Source organism: Lysobacter sp. TY2-98 (assembly GCF_003367355.1).
Taxonomy (GTDB): domain Bacteria; phylum Pseudomonadota; class Gammaproteobacteria; order Xanthomonadales; family Xanthomonadaceae; genus Cognatilysobacter.
Genome location: NZ_CP031413.1, coordinates 500,278 through 517,481, shown reverse-complemented (window position 1 = coordinate 517,481; position 17,204 = coordinate 500,278). Strand labels below are relative to the sequence as shown.

Below are 17,204 nucleotides of genomic sequence, written 5' to 3'. Positions count from 1 at the left end.
CCGGCTTAACTCCGGTGTTAGGGGGCAAGGTGAGGGCAGTCGCCGGCGCAGCATTTCTCTTCTTGGCAGGCTGTGGCGTCGCGAACGACGCGACGGTTATCGCCGAGCCGAATTCGCCTGCAATCTCGTCCAGCGGGGTCCTGCTGGAGCCCGTGGGTATTGAGACGCTCGGTGGCGTCTTCACCCCTTTGCTGGTGCAGGGCTGCAAGCTGCCGTGTACCGCGCGTCAGACGTTCAGCACAGCAGAAGATCAACAAGGTCAAATCTCGGTCCATCTGCTTCGTGGAAGCGCGGCCGTAGCCAAGGCCAATCACACTCTCGGCAACTACCAGATCTCTGGGTTCAAGCCTGACCGCCGCGGCGAACCGCGCGTTGCGGTGGAGTTTCGCGCAGATGCCCAGGGCATCAGCCTGCGGGCCATAGATCAGCACAATGGGGCACCACTTGTGGTTCGCCGCATTGCCCCCTAACAATTCGTCCAAGCCGACGCCGCTTCGCGGCGCGGCTTAACTCAGGTGTTAGGGCCCAAGAGGCGACATGACCGCAGTCGTGATTCTTCCCGGGCTCGACGGTACAACTTCTTTGCTGGAAGAATTCTGCTCGGCGGTTGCCGAGCGTGGCGTTCCTGCTCATGCAATCGCGTATCCACGCGATCGCCCGCTCGGCTACAACGAGTTGGAGCCGCTAGCTCGAGCACAGTTGCCGTCGTCGCGGCCTTTCGTGTTGCTCGGCGAATCGTTCTCTGGTCCTTTGGCTATTCGCATCGCTGCGGCACCACCCCCAGGTCTCGTCGGGCTCGTTCTTTCCACCACGTTTGCCCGCGCGCCCGTGCGCGGTATCTCAGCCCTCGCTCCGTTAGTCCGGTTTGCACCCGCGCGGCCACCGATGCCCCTGCTGTCTTGGGCGCTCCTCGGCGCGTGGGCTACGCCGCATTTGCAGGCCCAGCTCGCGGCAGCTCTGCAGTCCGTCACTCCGGCTGTTCTTCGCTTACGTGCGGCCGCGGCTATGTGCGTTGATGTCTCGGAGCTGCTCGGCCGCATTCGCGTGCCGGTCCTGCAGCTCACTGCCAACAACGATCGCCTGCTGGCAGCCTCAGCCTCCGCCGAGCTGGCGAAGTCGCTACCCTCGTGCCAAACAATCGCGCTCCTAGGTCCGCATCTCCTACTTCAAACTGCAACGCAACAGAGTGCTCAGGCCGTTGCTGCGTTTGCGCTAGGCTTGGGCCCTAACAATTCGTCCAAGCCGACGCCGCTTCGCGGCGCGGCTTAACTCAGGTGTTAGGCCTCATGTTGAAGGAACAAGCGCTCGTCACAGAAGCATCGGAGCTGTCGAAGCTCCTCGATGATTCTGTCTTGCGCTACTGCGAACTGGCCGTTCCGTCGATCGAAGGGGGCCACATCGGCTCGGCCTTCTTGTTCTGCACTCTTCACGGAATTGATTGGTACTGGCCACATTTCAACTTGGGCCTGTTCGTTGGCTGCACCTTTACCGGCTGCGCCTTTCGCGGAGCCATTTTCTCCGGGTGCCGATTCGTCGACTGTCGGTTCGAGGACTGCACCTTCGGTCCGGATAATCTGCAGGGCGAATGCGAGTTCAATGAAACCGTCTGGTACGGTTGCACTCAGAAGAACTGTATTGGGCTCGGCAGCCTTGTTCCGGCTGAGGCCTAACAATTCGTCCAAGCCGACGCCGCTTCGCGGCGCGGCTTAACTCAGGTGTTAGGCATCAGCTGAGAATGCTCTGAGAGGTTGGCGCGTTGCGCCGCCTGCGTTGCACGCGGCTTCACTCGCAATCTCTCGCGCATCGTCCATCTCAAGCTCATCGCATCGCTGCCCGCTTTCGCGCGCAGCTCACCGATTCCAAGCCGTCTTCGGTCACACGGAATCGCGCCCGACTGTCAGGCGGCAGCGTCGCAGGCCGCGTGCTCGGCGGGCATGACCGCAGCGCCCGATCTTTCCCGCGCCGCCATCGGGTCGGGTGGCACTTCGCGGGCGCCACTGATTCCTATCGCGGGCGTTTCGCTCCCGGCAGCCCAGGCAGGCGTCGTCGCGGCGCTCTTCCCTGTCCTAGCTTCTAGATCGTGCTCCGCAGCGGTATCGTTGCGCCTAACAATTCGTCCAAGCCGACGCCGCTTCGCGGCGCGGCTTAACTCAGGTGTTAGGCATCAGCTGAAAATGCTCTGAGAGGTTAACGCGTTGCGCCGCCTGCGTTGCACGCGGCTTCACTCGTAATCTCTCGCGCCGCAGTCCATCTCAAGCTCATCGCATCGCTGCCCGCTGTCGCGCACAGCTCACCGATTCCAAGCCGTCTTCGGTCACACCGAATCGCGCCCAACTGCCAGCCGGCAGCGTCGCTGGCCACGTGCTCGGCGGGCATGACCGCAGCGCCCGATCTTTCGCGCTCCGCCGTCGCGTCGGGTGGCACTTCGCGGGCGCTGTTGATTCCTATCGCGGGCGTTTCGCTCCCGGCAGCCCAGGCAGGCGTCGTCGCGGCGCCCTCCCCTGTCCTAGCTTCTAGATCGTGCTCCGCAGCGGTATCGTTGCGCCTAACAATTCGTCCAAGCCGACGCCGCTTCGCGGCGCGGCTTAACTCAGGTGTTAGGCCTCCGAACAAATGTCATCGCAACCGAAGCTTCGCGTCATGGCTGACTACGGCTCATCCGGCATCTGGGCGGATGGAGATATCGGGCCATTTCGCCACGGCATGGTCGAACACGCCGATCTCTCACTGCCTCAGGCGCTCGGTGACGCATTCGATGCTTGGATAGAGCGGTACTGGAACCGCAAAGAGTGGAATGCGTCGGAGCTCGAGGCGTTCAATTCCACCGGCCGTGCTCTAGCGGGTGAACTTAAATCGTTCGCGCCTTCTGCGGTTGTTTCCTTTCAGCCGGAAACGTGGCCGAGCGGCGTTGGGGCCGAAGAGTTGCTACCGTAGGCCTAACAATTCGTCCAAGCCGACGCCGCTTCGCGGCGCGGCTTAACTCAGGTGTTAGGCCTACATGGGGAGATCGCTATGGTCTGGATGTGGACGTGGAGCGGTAAGTGCTTCGGGTATCTCGAAGGCGAAGACCTTTGGACGTACGACGGAAAGCACGTCGGCAAGCTGCAGGGCACAGACATCTATGGCCCAAGAGGCAACTACCTCGGCGAAGTCATGAATGACACTTGGCTTAGCACGTGCCTCAGCAAGAAGGGCTGGCAAGGCTATGGCTTTAGCCCGTACGGTAGGCGCGGCGGATACGCCCCTTACGCGAGCTACGCTGGGTATGCCATGTATGCCGGCTACGAAGACTTCCCTGACCCTAAGTCGCTGTAGGCCTAACAATTCGTCCAAGCCGACGCCGCTTCGCGGCGCGGCTTAACTCAGGTGTTAGCGCCCATGAAGCCCTTCTTGGCACTTGTGGTGGCAACTGCACTACTCGGCTGCGCCCCCAAACAAGATGCAGAGTCGCGTCAGCGGTTCACGCCGTGCAGCCCCATTGCCGGCATGGAGGATCGTGACCTGCCCGCCGACGCCCGCCGGGCGATCCTTGAGGCACAAGAGGACGTCTGCGCCGTCCTGGCTGGCAGCCGCCCTGTCCACGCCCGTAGCGTGGCGCCGCCTAAGGTCAAGCAGTTCTTGGGCCAGCACTACGTCGGACGCGGATACCGCCTGGTCGTCGTTCAAGACACTTTTGAAGTGGGCGGCGCCTATTTCGCCACGTACGGTCCGATCGTCTACTTTGATTCGCACGGGCGTAACCCAGGTGTCGGGCAAATATCTCAAGTTCGCGTCGTCACCTTGCCACCGGTCCGCTAGTAGCATGGGCGCTAACAATTCGTCCAAGCCGACGCCGCTTCGCGGCGCGGCTTAACTCAGGTGTTAGCTGCCATGGATGCCTACACGGTAATTGCGAGAAACCACCCGTGGTCCGGCGAGTTCGACGAAACTTCCTTCAGGGCATGTCTATACGAGGATGCAACCTGGTCACAGGACGAGTACTGGAAAGTGGAATGGGCGCTGTTTCAACTTGTCGGCGCGGTCGGCTCCGATCCGGAGCTACGCCGACGAGCATTTCGGCTCTTCAGCGCTACTTTCAGCCTCTTAGCTGCACACCTCGATCCGAACGATGTCTACACAATCAAAAACATGGAGCCCGAGAAGCTCTACGAGGCTAAAGAGCGGCTTCAGTAGGTGTTTGAGGGCTTCTTCGCCGGTGAAATGCCCGACCTCTCAGCCGGCTTCGATGAGCGCAACCCGCTGCTGTCGTCTGGCAGCTAACAATTCGTCCAAGCCGACGCCACTTCGTGGCGCGGCTTAACTCAGGTGTTAGAGGGCAGTGCCAGTGCGTCGCAAAGTGCTGCAAGACATCGCCAACACTCTTTGTCCGATGCTCGTTGGCTGGCGCATGGGCGACGACTTGGAATCACTAGCCAACCTGCCAGATGGCAGGCTTGAGATCGATGTACTTAGGGGTCACGCAACCCACTCCAGCGGTGCCGAGCCGCACCTCTTCATCGCCCATGAACTGCAGGCGTGGTTTTCGGCGCGCTTGGAACAGCTGAGCATACCGATCGCGGCAATCTCCAAAGCCATAGTGGAAGCGGATATCCGCACTGACCTTTTAGCTACCAATCGCAAAAGAGTCGTCTCGTTCAACTTCGACGTAAATTCGCTCGTCACGACTGCAGAGCGGGAGTACCGTGGCCGTCTGGCCGAAACTCACAGTTGGCACAGTCGTGTCGGTGCCCTCTAACAATTCGTCCAAGCCGACGCCGCTTCGCGGCGCGGCTTAACTCAGGTGTTAGGCCTTAGACCAACTTCGATGGCACTCCAACCAAAGGCTCGTCGCGTCGCGGCGCTAAGCGCTGCATTGGCCGGCTTAGCAGCGCTCGCCGTCGGCAGCTACGTCCGCTGGTCCACCCCTGAGCGAGCTGTTGAACCTTTCGTGTGTGCTTCCATGCCCAAGAACGTGGTTAAGCTGGGCCAACTCGTATCGGTTACGTCGGTAGAACGTGAAGCTTCTGGCGAGCTCGGCTGGCAGGAGCTTCGCGCCAGGCTTCGGTCCGGCGATCAGGTCCGCTATTTCGAAACTTCCGTTAGCGCCGGTCATCTGGCCATGCGGGGCAACTGTTATCTCGGCCAAACGCTGGCATGGATCCGCTAAGGCCTAACAATTCGTCCAAGCCGACGCCGCTTCGCGGCGCGGCTTAACTCAGGTGTTAGGCGGCTAATGGACAGTTCGTGGACAGCGCAGCTTTTGAACCTCACCGTCGAGGCCGTCGAGCAGTGGGAGGCCCTGCCGTGCGTGCTTAGGCTCTCCGGTGGGTATCGCATCCAAGTTGAGTCGCTCTGGCGCCTTCTGTCGGATGACTGCCTAGTGCTCACCAGCGGCGACGAGGGGCAGCTTTTTGGGCGGGCATCACCGGTGCGCGCCATCCCTGAGCTCGCGGCAGCCCTTGTCGGTAAGCCTGTGTCGTCGTTGCTGGCATCCGCCGGCACCAGAGATCTGACCGTCGTGCTCGGCAACCTCACGTTCCAGGTAATCGCTGATTCGAGCGGCTACGAGGCGTGGCAGATTGAAGGGCCGGCGGGCTTCTTGGCTGTCGGGTAACAGGTGAAAATGTGGCAGTCGTGGGCTGAGCCGCCTAACAATTCGTCCAAGCCGACGCCGCTTCGCGGCGCGGCTTAACTCAGGTGTTAGGCCCCCATGTTCATTCTCCTGACCGACGAAACAAATAGAGCGCACTCCGATGACGCGCGCTTCTTCGTGTATGGCGGCCTCATTGTTCCAATGAGTAGCGTGCCTGCTTTACACGCCGCGATCGCTGAGATTCGGTCCAACCATTCATACGCGCCGGCAGATGCACTGAAGTTTGATACGAACAGCCGGCCCGAGCATGTCACCCTAGCTGAAGCTACTGATGCAAAGCGTCAAGTAATTGCCGCTTGCATAGCCCACAGCTGCAGGTTCATCGCATACGTGGTGCACCACCAGATTGCTCGAAATCAGCCAATTCAACAGGTCGTTGAGTGGGGCGCGGATCACGTCATAGGCAAATTCAACTACTTCCTTACCGTGGAAGGATCGTATGGCATTGTCGCCATGGACCGCCTGCCTGACGGGATGGAATTTAGCTATCTGGCCCAGAAGTTTTCGGGCGGGCTTTCCTTCCCTGACGATCCAGCCGTCCTCCTAGATCGCATCACACTATTTTCGTCAACAAGCATTAACGCGTCGCACCTTAGCTCGGCCATGGATATCGTCTTAGGCTCGTGGCGGTACTGCATAAATGCACCTCGGAATGTCGAGGCTGCCAAGTCCATGATGGCGGACATCACCCAGCTCATTTGGCACCGCAGGGAGGGCGACACGCTCCACGCCGCAGAAAAGGGCTTGGTCATGCGACCCAAAGAGGTCCGCAATCCTCAGTACAAGGCTGACTACGACGCCTTGCTAGAGAACATCAATGCGCTCATCGCTCACCTCTAGGGGGCCTAACAATTCGTCCAAGCCGACGCCGCTTCGCGGCGCGGCTTAACTCAGGTGTTAGGCCCCGCACCAGAAATTCGCCGCTACCGCAGAAAATATCCAAGAGCTACCAGCGCGGCGACCAGAACGAGCCGGATCTCACGGGCTACGAACGCTACAAGCCGAGGTTTGTCTCCCCGAAACGCCCACAGGTCGTTAGTGCTCACGTGCTCGCTCTCGAGTAGGCAGTTGCGCCAATGGTGCCAGACCGATTTCCCACCGATCGAGACACTTGCGGGCGACGAGTGGCGGGATCCCGGGCCTACAATCCCGGCTCGTGTTAGTGCGCGCTGCAATCAATCGGGCGTGGCCTAACAATTCGTCCAAGCCGACGCCGCTTCGCGGCGCGGCTTAACTCAGGTGTTAGGCCCCACAGGAGAGTTTGATGCCGCCGTTTTTTGAACACGCACTCCGGATCACGTGGTTGGTGGTGATCGGTTATTGGTTGTGGTCCGCGCGCTCAGCCAAAGGTGTCGCGTCACAGGAGTCACTTGCGGTGCGCGTGGCCGCCTACTGGCTGCCGTTGCTGGTCGCGGTGTTGTTGCTCGGCCCAGGACCTTGGTTCGGCCACTCGTTGCTTCGCGAGCAGTTTGTGCCGCACACCGTTCCGGTCTATGCGGTCGGGCTCGGTCTCGCCGTCGCCGGCGCCCTACTCTGCATCTACGCTCGCATGCTGCTCGGCAGGAATTGGAGCGCTACCGTCCAGCTCAAGCACGATCACGAACTCATCCAGCAAGGGCCATACCGCTTCATCCGGCACCCGATCTACACCGGATTTCTGCTGCTGTTTCTCGGCAACGCGGTCATGGTCGGGGATTGGCGCGGCCTATTGGCCGTGGCCATTGTCTTCGTATCGTTCTGGCGCAAACTGCGCCTAGAGGAGACTTGGCTTGGCCAGCATTTCGGTCCTGCTTACGCGGCATATCGCCAGCGCACGAAGGCGCTGATCCCCGCGGTTCTTTGACGGTGGGGCCTAACAATTCGTCCAAGCCGACGCCGCTTCGCGGCGCGGCTTAACTCAGGTGTTAGGCCCCAATGGAAGCTTGCGGACATCTTGCAGATGAAATCCTAATGCTCGTGTGGTTGTTTGAGCCCAAGTGCCAAGATCGCGGCACGTTGCTAGAGCTCGCCGAAAAGGCCGACAACCCGGCACGGTGGAAGGATTGCCATGAACTCTTCCAACGGATCCGCGCCAAAAGCTTGGAGGCTGAGCAACGCGATGATCTTGTGAGATCTGCCCAGTATTCTTTTGAGGAAGCGTGTGCCAAGACGCTGTACAACTTAAGCGGCGAGCCCGCCCCGTTTGATGCAGACTCTCCGCTCAAGATCGCGCCTCGGGCCATCTCGTTGGCGCAATACCTGGGCATTCCAACCTCAGCGGTCGGGGTTGGGGCCTAACAATTCGTCCAAGCCGACGCCGCTTCGCGGCGCGGCTTAACTCAGGTGTTAGGCCTCGGTCGGTTGTCGTAAGCGCCGCATCGCAACGTGGTGCTCGCTGCTTCGGCAACTAATTCGCGTTGCAACGCTCGCTCCGGAAACGTCTGGCCGCGCTCGCTCTGCCGCAACCGTTTCCTCGCTGTCCGAGTCGTGCGCGGTCGGACACCGATTCTCCCTAAAGTACCGACTCGCCCCCAACCGTATTTCCGGCTCACGGGTAGAACGCGCCTCGGCTTCGGGGCAACGCGGAAAAGCTCGCCGTCGCGTGTCCAAGCTCCTGATCGCGGCCCTCGCTTCGGGCGTCATCTCGCGCCCGGTTGCTCACTGCCCTCGGCCCGTTCAAGCTTGGCCTAACAATTCGTCCAAGCCGACGCCGCTTCGCGGCGCGGCTTAACTCAGGTGTTAGCTGCCATGGATGCCTACACGGTAATTGCGAGAAACCACCCGTGGTCCGGCGAGTTCGACGAAACTTCCTTCAGGGCATGCCTATACGAGGATGCAACCTGGTCACAGGACGAGTACTGGAAAGTGGAATGGGCGCTGTTTCAACTTGTCGGCGCGGTCGGCTCCGATCCGGAGCTACGCCGGCGAGCATTTCGGCTCTTCAGCGCTACTTTCAGCCTCTTAGCTGCACACCTCGATCCGAACGATGTCTACACAATCAAAAACATGGAGCCCGAGAAGCTCTACGAGGCTAAAGAGCGGTTTCAGTTGGTGTTTGAGGGCTTCTTCGCCGGTGAAATGCCCGACCTCTCAGCCGGCTTCGATGAGCGCAACCCGCTGCTGTCGTCTGGCAGCTAACAATTCGTCCAAGCCGACGCCACTTCGTGGCGCGGCTTAACTCAGGTGTTAGGCCCCGCACTGCGGTTCCACGCAGCGTGTAGTTCACCGGCAAAGCCCGGTTGATCGAGCACCAAGTTCTTCGGCTCGCGGGTGGCAGCTCCATGTTGCACTTGAGCAAGCGCGTCCCCGTTGCGCTCACTGGTCCCGCCGCGTCGCTCACGGCCAGTTCGGCGTCCACGCCTCGCGCTCGTCGGTTTCACCTTCGGTCGCGTGCGGGCCGCAGCATCCTTACCACGGGCCGTCGTACTATCGCGGCTGGCAGTTGGGCGTCCGCTGGCAGAGTTGTCGAACTTGGGCGGGGCCTAACGATTCGTTCAAGCCGACGCCGCTTCGTTCCGGCAAACATAGGGCAGATAAAGCTTGCCCTATGTTTACCTCTACTACGCAGCGCGGCTTAACTCAGGTGTTAGGCGTATGAAGTCCGTCGCGTGGTTGCTCGCAGTTGTAGCCGTCTCGCTAGCTCCGGGCCCTAGCGCTTTGGCGCGGGGGTCATCGCTCACGCCTCTCTGCTACCAAGTCGGCGACTGGGAGGGCGAGTTTGCGTTTCTGAAGAATGGAGTAGCGCTGGTCACCATTCGCGACAATTATCTGATCAGCAGCGAGACCTTTCGCGGCAAATGGTCCGTCGCCGGCACCAGACTCAAGGTCTCTTGGGGAAGGCCGCCAAGTGAAGCGTCCGAGGAATACGCTTTTGATCCAAAATTGCGGCAGGCTGTTCCTCCAACGAACACCACAAAATGTCCACGTTCAAGGGAAGCGAGCGGCGCGGCGGGCGCCTAACAATTCGTCCAAGCCGACGCCGCTTCGCGGCGCGGCTTAACTCAGGTGTTAGGCAGTGGACCGAGATTTGTACCAAGCGCCGTCTTCTGAGGTGCGCAGCGTGGTCGGCCCCGCCATGCGTGTTCGCCACTGCGCGTTAGGCGCGTTCGTCGGCTTCACTTCAGTGCCGGTAGCAATTTGGGGCGTCAGCCTCGCTCTACTCGGAAGCACAGGTCCGTCGCTCTCCAACATGTTCGCCCGCGGAGCACTGCCATATTGCGTGGGCGCGGGGCTCTTGGCTGCTGCAATAGTGGCGCCGTTTCGGCGCCTGGCCCTATGGCTTGCCGCGCTATTCGGCGTCGTGCCGGTGGCGCTGCTCTTTGTTGTCTCCATCGTCATGGCGGCGCTTGGGTACACTGCCTAACAATTCGTCCAAGCCGACGCCGCTTCGCGGCGCGGCTTAACTCAGGTGTTAGGGGGCAGCGGTGGATGCTCAGCGGCTGGAGTTCTGGAAAGAGTTCCTTGTCACTCACGCTGGGTTCCCGCAGCCGGCACGGCTAGCAGCGCAGCTCGGTGCCGCGTGGTTCTCTGAGTTCTGCGAGTGCGGGTGCAACAGCTTTGCGGTTGCCGTTCCTGCCGAAGCGGGTCTCGCGCCGCTCGCGTTGCCCGGCCGAGGCGGTGGGGCGTTCTTCCAAAGCGCCCTGTGCCTTGAGCCCTCCGGAAAGTCTCTCGAGATCGTGCTCTTCTCGGATGCGGCCGGAAACCTCTCGTTCGTCGAAATTGACTGCAATTCCAATTCGGAGCCTGTGCCCGAGGCCATCCGAGTCAAGCAGCCGCCGTACCATGTACACGCAGAGGCGGGGCTTGCCCCCTAACAATTCGTCCAAGCCGACGCCGCTTCGCGGCGCGGCTTAACTCAGGTGTTAGCGCTCACACTGGGAAGCACATCGCTTCTTGAATTGGTTCCGGCGAATTGGTTCCAACCTCGTCGTCGCGTTCATGGCCGCATTGCGGACACTCTGGCTCCCCGCCGAGCGCGCTCCAAGATGGCTGCTCGCTACTGCCCTGCTCCGCCCGGCTTGGGTTGACCTTTAGCTCTCGCAGAGTGCGGTCCGCATCACTCTGCTCACGGCCGCAGCTCGCAATCAGCTCACGTGGCACACTTCGGCATGTGGGGTCGGCAAGCCAATGGATCGGCGTGTGATCTCTAACAATTCGTTCAACCCGACGCCGCTTCGCGGCGCGGGTCAACTCAGGTGTTAGGTGCCAGCTTTGTGGCACCAGCGCTGGCGTGGTTCAATTTCAACTCACCCAGGGGAGAGTGTCATGTCGAATGCGTTCAAGATGGTTTTTGGTGCATCGCTAGTGGCCATGCTTGCGGGTTGCGCAACCGCGCCGGCCAACTACTCCGTTAGTAACTCGCGGACCTACGACAAGAGCTACGACGAGGTTTGGGAGCAGATCGTCGCGGCATTTGCGTCGCGCAATATCCAAGTAAAAAATATCGCGAAGGACAGCGGCGTCATTTACGCCGAAGCCGCGCGCTTTGATGACTCGATGGCGGACTGTGGTAAGCCGGGGCTTTTTATGGTTCAGGGCCGTCGGGCGAACTTCAACGTATTTGTCAGTCGCTCTGCGGGCAAGCCCACTGTGAGCGTCAACACGGAGTTTTCAGAGACCCGCCGCTTCGAGAACAACGTGTTTACGGTTCCCTGCAACTCCAAGGGCGTCCTTGAAGGAATGATCCTCAACTCGATCCAGTAATAGGGCAGGCACCTAACAATTCGTCCAAGCCGACGCCGCTTCGCGGCGCGGCTTAACTCAGGTGTTAGGCGGCGGAGGAAGTCTTCAGTGATCGGGCACGACCAATGACCAAGCAGGCCCATGTGGCAAGACTGCAGCTTGCTGAGGAAGCTGATCGCCTCGTGCGCGAGGTGGCGGCCGGAGCGTGGGATCATGTGCCCGAGACCCAAACCAGCCCTGTCGGTGAGTGGCCTTCGGTTGTCGAGTCTCTTGCATCTGCTTGCCCAGGCTTTTCCTTGGCGCAGTATCAAGAAGCGCTTCGCCGGAGCTTTCGTGACAATCGCTAAGCCGAATGGGTCAGGGCGGCTAGTCGTGCTAGCTGCTGCATCGCAACAGCGCGGGCCGTCGCCTAACAATTCGTCCAAGCCGACGCCGCTTCGCGGCGCGGCTTAACTCAGGTGTTAGGGCTCACATCAATCATTAAGGGGCATGTTGTGTCGGCAATGCAGCAACCATCCAAATTCGTCACCGTCGTTGCTTGGATCTTCATCGTCCTATCGGGCTTCGGCACCGTAATCTCTGTCTTGCAGAATGTGATGTTCCAAACGATGTTCCGCACTCCGGAATTCGCCGACGCAATGCAAGCGCCGGCACCAGGCATGCCGCCCTTCGCTTCGTTCATGTTCGGTCACTTCCAAGTCGTGCTTCTCGCCTTCCTGGCCGTTTCCGCGCTCATGCTTCTCAGCTCAATCGGGCTATTGCGCCGCTGGAACTGGGCACGCCTCACGTTTGTTGGCCTCATGGTGCTGGCGGTCGCATGGCAAATTGTGGGCGTCGTCATTCAGTTCAGCATGTTTTCTTCCATGCGCCAGCAGTTTGCCGCCGCGGCAACGCAAGGTACGCCCGACATGGGCCCGTTCTTTGTGGCCATTGGCGTTATCAGCGTCATCTTCGCGCTTACCTTTGGCGGTCTCTTCAGCTGGATTGCGGCAAAACTCATGTCAGCGCCAATTGCCGCCGAATTCCGGCGGTGAGCCCTAACAATTCGTCCAAGCCGACGCCGCTTCGCGGCGCGGCTTAACTCAGGTGTTAGGCCTTAGACCAAACGTAATGGCGAATTTGGATCCGTCTTCTGCCGCCTTTATCGGCTGCGTGCTTGCGGGGATTGCCGCGTGGGCCGTTGCGCTTGTAGGCAGTTGGCTATTGCCCCGCGAGATCCGCGGCTTGCGCCCCAGAACGGTCGCAGGCCTTTGGGCCGCGGCGGTTAACCCGAGCTCTCCCTACCGCTGGCGGGCCACGGTGTGCGGCCTAGCCCATGTAGCATTCGTACTCGCTTGGGTCTCGGCTCTCGTTGTCTATCAGCACGTAGCTAAGGCCTAACAATTCGTCCAAGCCGACGCCGCTTCGCGGCGCGGCTTAACTCAGGTGTTAGGGGGCAATATGAAAGTTTGGCAGCGCCGGGTCATCGGAATTCTTGGCGTAGGCGGCGGAGCGATCGGCATCGCCGCCGTTACGTCTGTCGTCGCGCAGCAGCACAATCCGATTGAGTGGCTCTTCTCGCTGATCTTCGCGGCGCTATACGCATGGGGCCTCTGGTGCGGCGTGCGTATGCTGGAAGGATCACCAGACGCGGAACGAAAGAACCTAATATTTTGGCTGGTTCAAGTACCTGTTTTCTCGTCGCCGGTTCTCGGTTACTTCTTCGCAAACGGCTTTCACTTAACCGTCAGCGTGCAAGCCTCCCCTCTGAATTTCAACGCCAATTTTTTCCTCGGCAGCACATTCACTTACTCGCTCCTGCAGTCGGACAAGCCGTGGATTCTCGGGGTCAACCTTTTCGCGCTCGGCGTCGCGCTTTGGCTGGTTCGTGTAATGCGTCGCTTGCCCCCTAACAATTCGTCCAAGCCGACGCCGCTTCGCGGCGCGGCTTAACTCAGGTGTTAGGCATCACTTGGAGATTTCATGAGATCCCTTATCACAACCCTTTTTCTCCTGCTCTCGATCAGCGGCTCGTCGGTTGCAGCCGAACCAACGGACGCGGAGCTCGGCGACTGGATGAACTACTTAAGAAGTGTCGGGCTTGAGCCGACAGTCACGATTTGTGGCCCGGCGATCGGCGATGAAGCTCGGATGCGCGCAGCGGCAGATGCTTGGTCGGCAGCGAATCGCGCGTCGGTCGAGCGCGGCCATGCGACAGCGTCCGCCAACCCGCCGAAAGGCTGGGGCTCACTTGATGCTTATAACGCCGCAATGGTTAAAGACTACGAAGAGAAGCTCACCAGTAAGCCAGCCATAAAGCAGCTCGAGATTTGTACGCAATACCTGGAGCTACTTGAAAAGCGGGCTTCGTAGGTGATGCCTAACAATTCGTCCAAGCCGACGCCGCTTCGCGGCGCGGCTTAACTCAGGTGTTAGGCGGCGGAGATAGATCAACGCGTATGAGTCTCGGTGAATTTCTCCGCTACCGCTGGCAAGCCGGCCGAAGGGCTTGGCGTGGCGCACCCGCTGATGAATGGGCGGTCCAAGCTGATCAGCAAGGCGTGTTGCTACGTCACGAGTCCTACCGAGGCTTCCTCGCCAAGTCCGTCTCCGAGGAACACGCAACGTGGTCAGAAATTGTGCGCGTGGTGGCTTGGAAACAGGACAATTTCACGTGGGACACGATCTGGCTGCGTTTTGAGTTAGTCGGCGAACGCGCGCTGGATGTTCCGGAAGATGCCGTTGGCTGGCGGAGCCTTGCCGATGGTCTCAGCCGCCTACTGCCGGGCTCGGCGGCCCTTGAAGAATGGTGGCCGGCTGTAGCCTTCCCGGCATTCGCGGAGAACGTCGTGCAGCTTTATCCGCCGCCTAACAATTCGTCCAAGCCGACGCCGCTTCGCGGCGCGGCTTAACTCAGGTGTTAGGCCCCGGAACACGCATCGGAGGCAGCATGTTGGAAAGGCTCTTTCCTCGCGTCGCCGACAACCACTATCCAGGCCAGCGTGTCGGCCTTTGGTTGTTGTGGATCATGTTGCTCAAGATACCTATGGGCGTGAACGTCATGCTCAATGCGCCGCAGGTTGCGCGCACGGCAGATGGAGTGCCACTCGATACGTTTGGTTCGGCCGGTGCCGCAGCCTTCCTGTTTGCGTTCGCCGCATGGGGTCTCTGCCAGCTGGTGCTCGGCTTGCTGTGCCTCATCGTATTGCTGCGCTATCGCAGTCTCGCGTCTTTGGCGTTTCTCGCGCTTCTCGTCGAGCAATTCGGCCGCATGGCGCTGCGTTCCTATTGGCCCATCGAGCGCATCGCTGCGCCCGGTGCCGCCATCAACATGGCGCTTGCTGGCATCATGCTCGTGGGCTTCCTGCTGTCGCTTTGGCGGCCTCGCTCGGGTTCAGCCGGGGCCTAACAATTCGTCCAAGCCGACGCCGCTTCGCGGCGCGGCTTAACTCAGGTGTTAGACCTTATGAAGAACATCATCGCTACCGCCATCCTTGCTCTCGTACTTTTCGGTGCCGCCCCGACGGTGTCGGCTGCTGAGAGTCCGGAAGAAGTGGAGCGCGGCTACGTCGAGGCAGTGCGCACCAAGGGGATGACGGCTGTTCCTGAATTCATCCACCCGGACGAGCTCGCCAGGTTCCAGTCGATGCTTCTGCCGGTGCTGAGCGGCGAGACCCCCGCAGCGAAAAACCTTCGAGCCGCATTCTTCGGTCCCTCGGCTAGCGCACAGTCCGTCCAAACCATGAGCCCCGTGGAATTCATGCGCGCCCTTATGGGCTTCGCCGAGGGTCAGATGAAGGCCATGAACGTAAAGGTCGGCGACTCGCAAATTCTCGGAAGCGTCAAGGAAGGTGAGGTCGTGCACCTTGTCACGCGGAACACTGCGGGAGCCGGGTCACTGCAGGTTACCCAGCTGGAAGTGGTAAGCCTAAAGCCGTACCAGAATACGTGGCGGCTACTACTCTCTGGCAAGCTCGAGGGCATGGCGCAGGCTCTGAAAGCACAGGCCGCGCCTCCGTCGCCATAAGGTCTAACAATTCGTCCAAGCCGACGCCGCTTCGCGGCGCGGCTTAACTCAGGTGTTAGGCATCAGGAGGAACCATGTCGGCAGGCGAAACATCCGAAAAGAAGGTGGGGCTTCGCCGCCAGTGGTTGCTGTGCGTGCTCATGGTCGTGGCGGCACTTCTGATTTGCGTTGCTACGGGAACGTCCTTCCTGTCGCTATTCGCTTCTCGCCTTTCCGTTACCCAGCAAGCAATCGCTGCGTTCGGCCTCAGTGCGGCCGCCTGCCTGAATGCTTGGGTTGGTTACAAGCTGGCGTCTAAGCGTCCGATCGCCCAACACACGATCGAAAGCTATAGCCGCCTGGATCTCCGCGGCTGGAATCCCGTTCTTCTGGCACCCGCAGCCGGCATCGGAGAAGAGATCCTATTTCGCGGCGCCCTGCAGACACTGCTCGGCGTGTGGCTGTCCTCGGCCCTCTTTGTCCTGGCACACACCAAGGCGTACCGCTTCAACGGCCTGAACCGGCGCGTTCTCTTTCAGGCCGCGGGCTTGTTCGCCGTCAGTCTTGTACTCGGTGCGATCGCGCACTTTACTGGTCTTGTCGTCGCCATCGTCGTACACACCGTGATCGATATAACCGGTCTTTACACGGTGCGGCACGTTACGTCGCGTAGCCTGATGCCTAACAATTCGTCCAAGCCGACGCCGCTTCGCGGCGCGGCTTAACTCAGGTGTTAGGCCGCACATGGATATGACTGAGCACCTCATCTACGAGCCCCCAAAGTCTGCGGCGTTCGGCCACAGCCCAAGGCGCCGGGATCCGCTGGCCGCCTGGGAAGCGTCACTACAATTCCTCGCTCGTCACACTCATGGTGCGTTCCGGGAAAACACTCGCACCGAATCAGTGGGTTCTCTCGGGTACGGCGGGGAGAAGATGACTTTCCCGTCTCTGCAAAGAGCGGAACAATTGTTTGGGCAGCCGGTCGAATCCGACAATCATTGGTATCGATGGAATCTAAGCCCATTACAGCTTCCCGCTGCGGTCGAGCTCTTTTTTCAGGCGCACAAAAGTCATCGCAAGACTGCTTCGAGCTTCAGCTTCTATCCTGTGTTCGACTTCCGATGGCTTGGCGTTCCAGACAACGCCATCGCAGGATCGTCGCTGGGGTTCGTCATTGACGACTATCAAGGCATATTCCTTCAGCCCGAGTTTGTCTTTCCCTTTGCATGGAACGATCTGCAGCATCGCGAGTGGCTTAGCGGCGTGCTGGCTGACTCTCCGTTCAGACCGAAGGAGCAGTACTTCAAGCGAGCGATACCTACCAAAACGCGCAACCGCTACCGCACGTTAAAGCTGCCTCCGGGGTGGATCGGTGCGGCCTAACAATTCGTCCAAGCCGACGCCGCTTCGCGGCGCGGCTTAACTCAGGTGTTAGGTGGCCATGGAAATCATCGAAGCGCTCGGAGCAAAGTTCGTCGCCCTCTTGGCAGTCGCGGCCTTCGCCTACCTTCTTCTGGCGCTCGCTCCGCTACTTTGGCCGGCCAGGCGCGCCTTTAGCCGCCGCAATCGCCTAGAACGTCCTTGGCTATTCACCGCCACGGTTGCTGCATTGGTCTATGGCTCGGTGTACTTGGTCGTCGCGGTCGTGGCTATTCCGGTGCAGGCTTACGTCGTATTTGTCGCTCCACAACTACAGGAAATGGGCCAGCCTCACGGCAGTTGGCTTGTTGCTACATCGCGGTTTGTCAGCCAATGGTGGTGGCCAGTCCTTCCGGTGGCTCTGCTCGTTTCCACCGTTGGTCTTACCCGTAAGCTGGCGGCACGGTGGGCAGGCATCTGTGCAGTGCTGGCCACCTAACAATTCGTCCAAGCCGACGCCGCTTCGCGGCGCGGCTTAACTCAGGTGTTAGCGCTCATACAAGGAGA

Annotated in this window: 22 protein-coding genes; all 22 read left to right on the top strand. The window is 60.3% G+C overall.

The features are described 5' to 3' along the window. Window positions 1-29 precede the first annotated feature (29 nt). Window positions 30-470, top strand: a complete 441-nt coding sequence (locus tag DWG18_RS02525) for an Hsp70 family protein (protein WP_162823677.1) — start codon at window positions 30-32, stop codon at window positions 468-470. A gap of 67 nt (window positions 471-537) precedes the next feature. Further along, a complete protein-coding gene (locus DWG18_RS02520) occupies window positions 538-1,269 on the top strand; it encodes an alpha/beta hydrolase (RefSeq protein ID WP_115645109.1) in 732 nt (243 codons plus the stop codon). A 17-nt stretch (window positions 1,270-1,286) separates the two neighbouring features. After that, the gene (locus DWG18_RS02515; protein WP_115645107.1) at window positions 1,287-1,670 is read left to right on the top strand and encodes a pentapeptide repeat-containing protein; all 384 of its coding nucleotides are present in this window, start codon (window positions 1,287-1,289) and stop codon (window positions 1,668-1,670) included. 970 nt (window positions 1,671-2,640) lie between these two features. Beyond that, window positions 2,641-2,934 (top strand): hypothetical protein, encoded by a 294-nt coding sequence (locus tag DWG18_RS15185; protein ID WP_162823676.1) that lies wholly within the window; start codon window positions 2,641-2,643, stop codon window positions 2,932-2,934. A 444-nt stretch (window positions 2,935-3,378) separates the two neighbouring features. Continuing rightward, window positions 3,379-3,798 carry a hypothetical protein gene (locus DWG18_RS15180; RefSeq protein ID WP_162823675.1) on the top strand — a complete coding sequence of 140 codons (420 nt, stop codon included), beginning with the start codon at window positions 3,379-3,381 and terminating at the stop codon, window positions 3,796-3,798. Between the two features lie 72 nt (window positions 3,799-3,870). Further along, entirely contained in the window at window positions 3,871-4,173 is a 303-nt protein-coding gene (locus DWG18_RS02500) for an Imm41 family immunity protein (RefSeq protein ID WP_115645103.1), read from the top strand. A gap of 151 nt (window positions 4,174-4,324) precedes the next feature. Further along, on the top strand, window positions 4,325-4,735 hold the full coding sequence (locus DWG18_RS02495; protein ID WP_162823674.1) for a hypothetical protein: 411 nt from the start codon (window positions 4,325-4,327) through the stop codon (window positions 4,733-4,735). A 477-nt stretch (window positions 4,736-5,212) separates the two neighbouring features. Beyond that, entirely contained in the window at window positions 5,213-5,593 is a 381-nt protein-coding gene (locus DWG18_RS02490; protein ID WP_115645099.1) for a hypothetical protein, read from the top strand. Window positions 5,594-5,689: 96 nt separating this feature from the next. Further along, window positions 5,690-6,472: a hypothetical protein gene (locus DWG18_RS02485; protein ID WP_115645097.1), complete on the top strand. Its 783-nt coding sequence runs from the start codon at window positions 5,690-5,692 to the stop codon at window positions 6,470-6,472. 424 nt (window positions 6,473-6,896) lie between these two features. Then, the gene (locus DWG18_RS02480) at window positions 6,897-7,475 is read left to right on the top strand and encodes an isoprenylcysteine carboxylmethyltransferase family protein (protein ID WP_115645095.1); all 579 of its coding nucleotides are present in this window, start codon (window positions 6,897-6,899) and stop codon (window positions 7,473-7,475) included. 107 nt (window positions 7,476-7,582) lie between these two features. After that, window positions 7,583-7,909 (top strand): hypothetical protein, encoded by a 327-nt coding sequence (locus DWG18_RS02475; RefSeq protein ID WP_115645093.1) that lies wholly within the window; start codon window positions 7,583-7,585, stop codon window positions 7,907-7,909. A gap of 450 nt (window positions 7,910-8,359) precedes the next feature. Then, a complete protein-coding gene (locus DWG18_RS02470; protein WP_115645091.1) occupies window positions 8,360-8,749 on the top strand; it encodes an Imm41 family immunity protein in 390 nt (129 codons plus the stop codon). A gap of 2,127 nt (window positions 8,750-10,876) precedes the next feature. Next, window positions 10,877-11,314 (top strand): hypothetical protein, encoded by a 438-nt coding sequence (locus tag DWG18_RS02460; RefSeq protein ID WP_115645087.1) that lies wholly within the window; start codon window positions 10,877-10,879, stop codon window positions 11,312-11,314. Window positions 11,315-11,796: 482 nt separating this feature from the next. Then, the gene (locus DWG18_RS02455; protein WP_115645073.1) at window positions 11,797-12,327 is read left to right on the top strand and encodes a hypothetical protein; all 531 of its coding nucleotides are present in this window, start codon (window positions 11,797-11,799) and stop codon (window positions 12,325-12,327) included. A gap of 406 nt (window positions 12,328-12,733) precedes the next feature. Next, window positions 12,734-13,225: a hypothetical protein gene (locus DWG18_RS02450; RefSeq protein ID WP_115645085.1), complete on the top strand. Its 492-nt coding sequence runs from the start codon at window positions 12,734-12,736 to the stop codon at window positions 13,223-13,225. Window positions 13,226-13,255: 30 nt separating this feature from the next. Beyond that, window positions 13,256-13,645: a hypothetical protein gene (locus DWG18_RS15175; protein WP_162823673.1), complete on the top strand. Its 390-nt coding sequence runs from the start codon at window positions 13,256-13,258 to the stop codon at window positions 13,643-13,645. Window positions 13,646-13,731: 86 nt separating this feature from the next. Further along, window positions 13,732-14,184 carry a hypothetical protein gene (locus tag DWG18_RS15170; RefSeq protein ID WP_162823672.1) on the top strand — a complete coding sequence of 151 codons (453 nt, stop codon included), beginning with the start codon at window positions 13,732-13,734 and terminating at the stop codon, window positions 14,182-14,184. A 38-nt stretch (window positions 14,185-14,222) separates the two neighbouring features. Continuing rightward, window positions 14,223-14,681, top strand: a complete 459-nt coding sequence (locus DWG18_RS02445) for a hypothetical protein (protein ID WP_162823671.1) — start codon at window positions 14,223-14,225, stop codon at window positions 14,679-14,681. 57 nt (window positions 14,682-14,738) lie between these two features. Beyond that, entirely contained in the window at window positions 14,739-15,299 is a 561-nt protein-coding gene (locus DWG18_RS02440; protein WP_115645081.1) for a hypothetical protein, read from the top strand. 74 nt (window positions 15,300-15,373) lie between these two features. Further along, a complete protein-coding gene (locus DWG18_RS02435; RefSeq protein WP_205289388.1) occupies window positions 15,374-16,003 on the top strand; it encodes a CPBP family intramembrane glutamic endopeptidase in 630 nt (209 codons plus the stop codon). 19 nt (window positions 16,004-16,022) lie between these two features. Continuing rightward, the gene (locus DWG18_RS15165) at window positions 16,023-16,661 is read left to right on the top strand and encodes a hypothetical protein (protein WP_162823670.1); all 639 of its coding nucleotides are present in this window, start codon (window positions 16,023-16,025) and stop codon (window positions 16,659-16,661) included. A 58-nt stretch (window positions 16,662-16,719) separates the two neighbouring features. Further along, window positions 16,720-17,136, top strand: coding sequence for a hypothetical protein (locus tag DWG18_RS15160; protein ID WP_162823669.1), 417 nt, complete (start codon window positions 16,720-16,722; stop codon window positions 17,134-17,136). The last annotated feature ends 68 nt before the right edge of the window (window positions 17,137-17,204 follow it).

Excerpts from the sequence above, each read along its gene's own strand:
- DWG18_RS15170 (WP_162823672.1), top strand. The coding sequence starts at position 13,732 with ATGAGTCTCGGTGAATTTCTCCGCTACCGCTGGCAAGCCGGCCGAAGG.
- DWG18_RS02435 (WP_205289388.1), top strand. The coding sequence starts at position 15,374 with ATGTCGGCAGGCGAAACATCCGAAAAGAAGGTGGGGCTTCGCCGCCAG.
- DWG18_RS02515 (WP_115645107.1), top strand. The coding sequence starts at position 1,287 with ATGTTGAAGGAACAAGCGCTCGTCACAGAAGCATCGGAGCTGTCGAAG.
- DWG18_RS02445 (WP_162823671.1), top strand. The coding sequence starts at position 14,223 with ATGTTGGAAAGGCTCTTTCCTCGCGTCGCCGACAACCACTATCCAGGC.
- DWG18_RS02485 (WP_115645097.1), top strand. The coding sequence starts at position 5,690 with ATGTTCATTCTCCTGACCGACGAAACAAATAGAGCGCACTCCGATGAC.
- DWG18_RS02460 (WP_115645087.1), top strand. The coding sequence starts at position 10,877 with ATGTCGAATGCGTTCAAGATGGTTTTTGGTGCATCGCTAGTGGCCATG.
- DWG18_RS15160 (WP_162823669.1), top strand. The coding sequence starts at position 16,720 with ATGGAAATCATCGAAGCGCTCGGAGCAAAGTTCGTCGCCCTCTTGGCA.
- DWG18_RS02520 (WP_115645109.1), top strand. The coding sequence starts at position 538 with ATGACCGCAGTCGTGATTCTTCCCGGGCTCGACGGTACAACTTCTTTG.
- DWG18_RS02500 (WP_115645103.1), top strand. The coding sequence starts at position 3,871 with ATGGATGCCTACACGGTAATTGCGAGAAACCACCCGTGGTCCGGCGAG.
- DWG18_RS15185 (WP_162823676.1), top strand. The coding sequence starts at position 2,641 with ATGGCTGACTACGGCTCATCCGGCATCTGGGCGGATGGAGATATCGGG.
- DWG18_RS15180 (WP_162823675.1), top strand. The coding sequence starts at position 3,379 with ATGAAGCCCTTCTTGGCACTTGTGGTGGCAACTGCACTACTCGGCTGC.
- DWG18_RS02475 (WP_115645093.1), top strand. The coding sequence starts at position 7,583 with ATGCTCGTGTGGTTGTTTGAGCCCAAGTGCCAAGATCGCGGCACGTTG.
- DWG18_RS02480 (WP_115645095.1), top strand. The coding sequence starts at position 6,897 with ATGCCGCCGTTTTTTGAACACGCACTCCGGATCACGTGGTTGGTGGTG.
- DWG18_RS02440 (WP_115645081.1), top strand. The coding sequence starts at position 14,739 with ATGAAGAACATCATCGCTACCGCCATCCTTGCTCTCGTACTTTTCGGT.
- DWG18_RS02490 (WP_115645099.1), top strand. The coding sequence starts at position 5,213 with ATGGACAGTTCGTGGACAGCGCAGCTTTTGAACCTCACCGTCGAGGCC.
- DWG18_RS02450 (WP_115645085.1), top strand. The coding sequence starts at position 12,734 with ATGAAAGTTTGGCAGCGCCGGGTCATCGGAATTCTTGGCGTAGGCGGC.
- DWG18_RS15175 (WP_162823673.1), top strand. The coding sequence starts at position 13,256 with ATGAGATCCCTTATCACAACCCTTTTTCTCCTGCTCTCGATCAGCGGC.
- DWG18_RS02455 (WP_115645073.1), top strand. The coding sequence starts at position 11,797 with ATGCAGCAACCATCCAAATTCGTCACCGTCGTTGCTTGGATCTTCATC.
- DWG18_RS02470 (WP_115645091.1), top strand. The coding sequence starts at position 8,360 with ATGGATGCCTACACGGTAATTGCGAGAAACCACCCGTGGTCCGGCGAG.
- DWG18_RS15165 (WP_162823670.1), top strand. The coding sequence starts at position 16,023 with ATGGATATGACTGAGCACCTCATCTACGAGCCCCCAAAGTCTGCGGCG.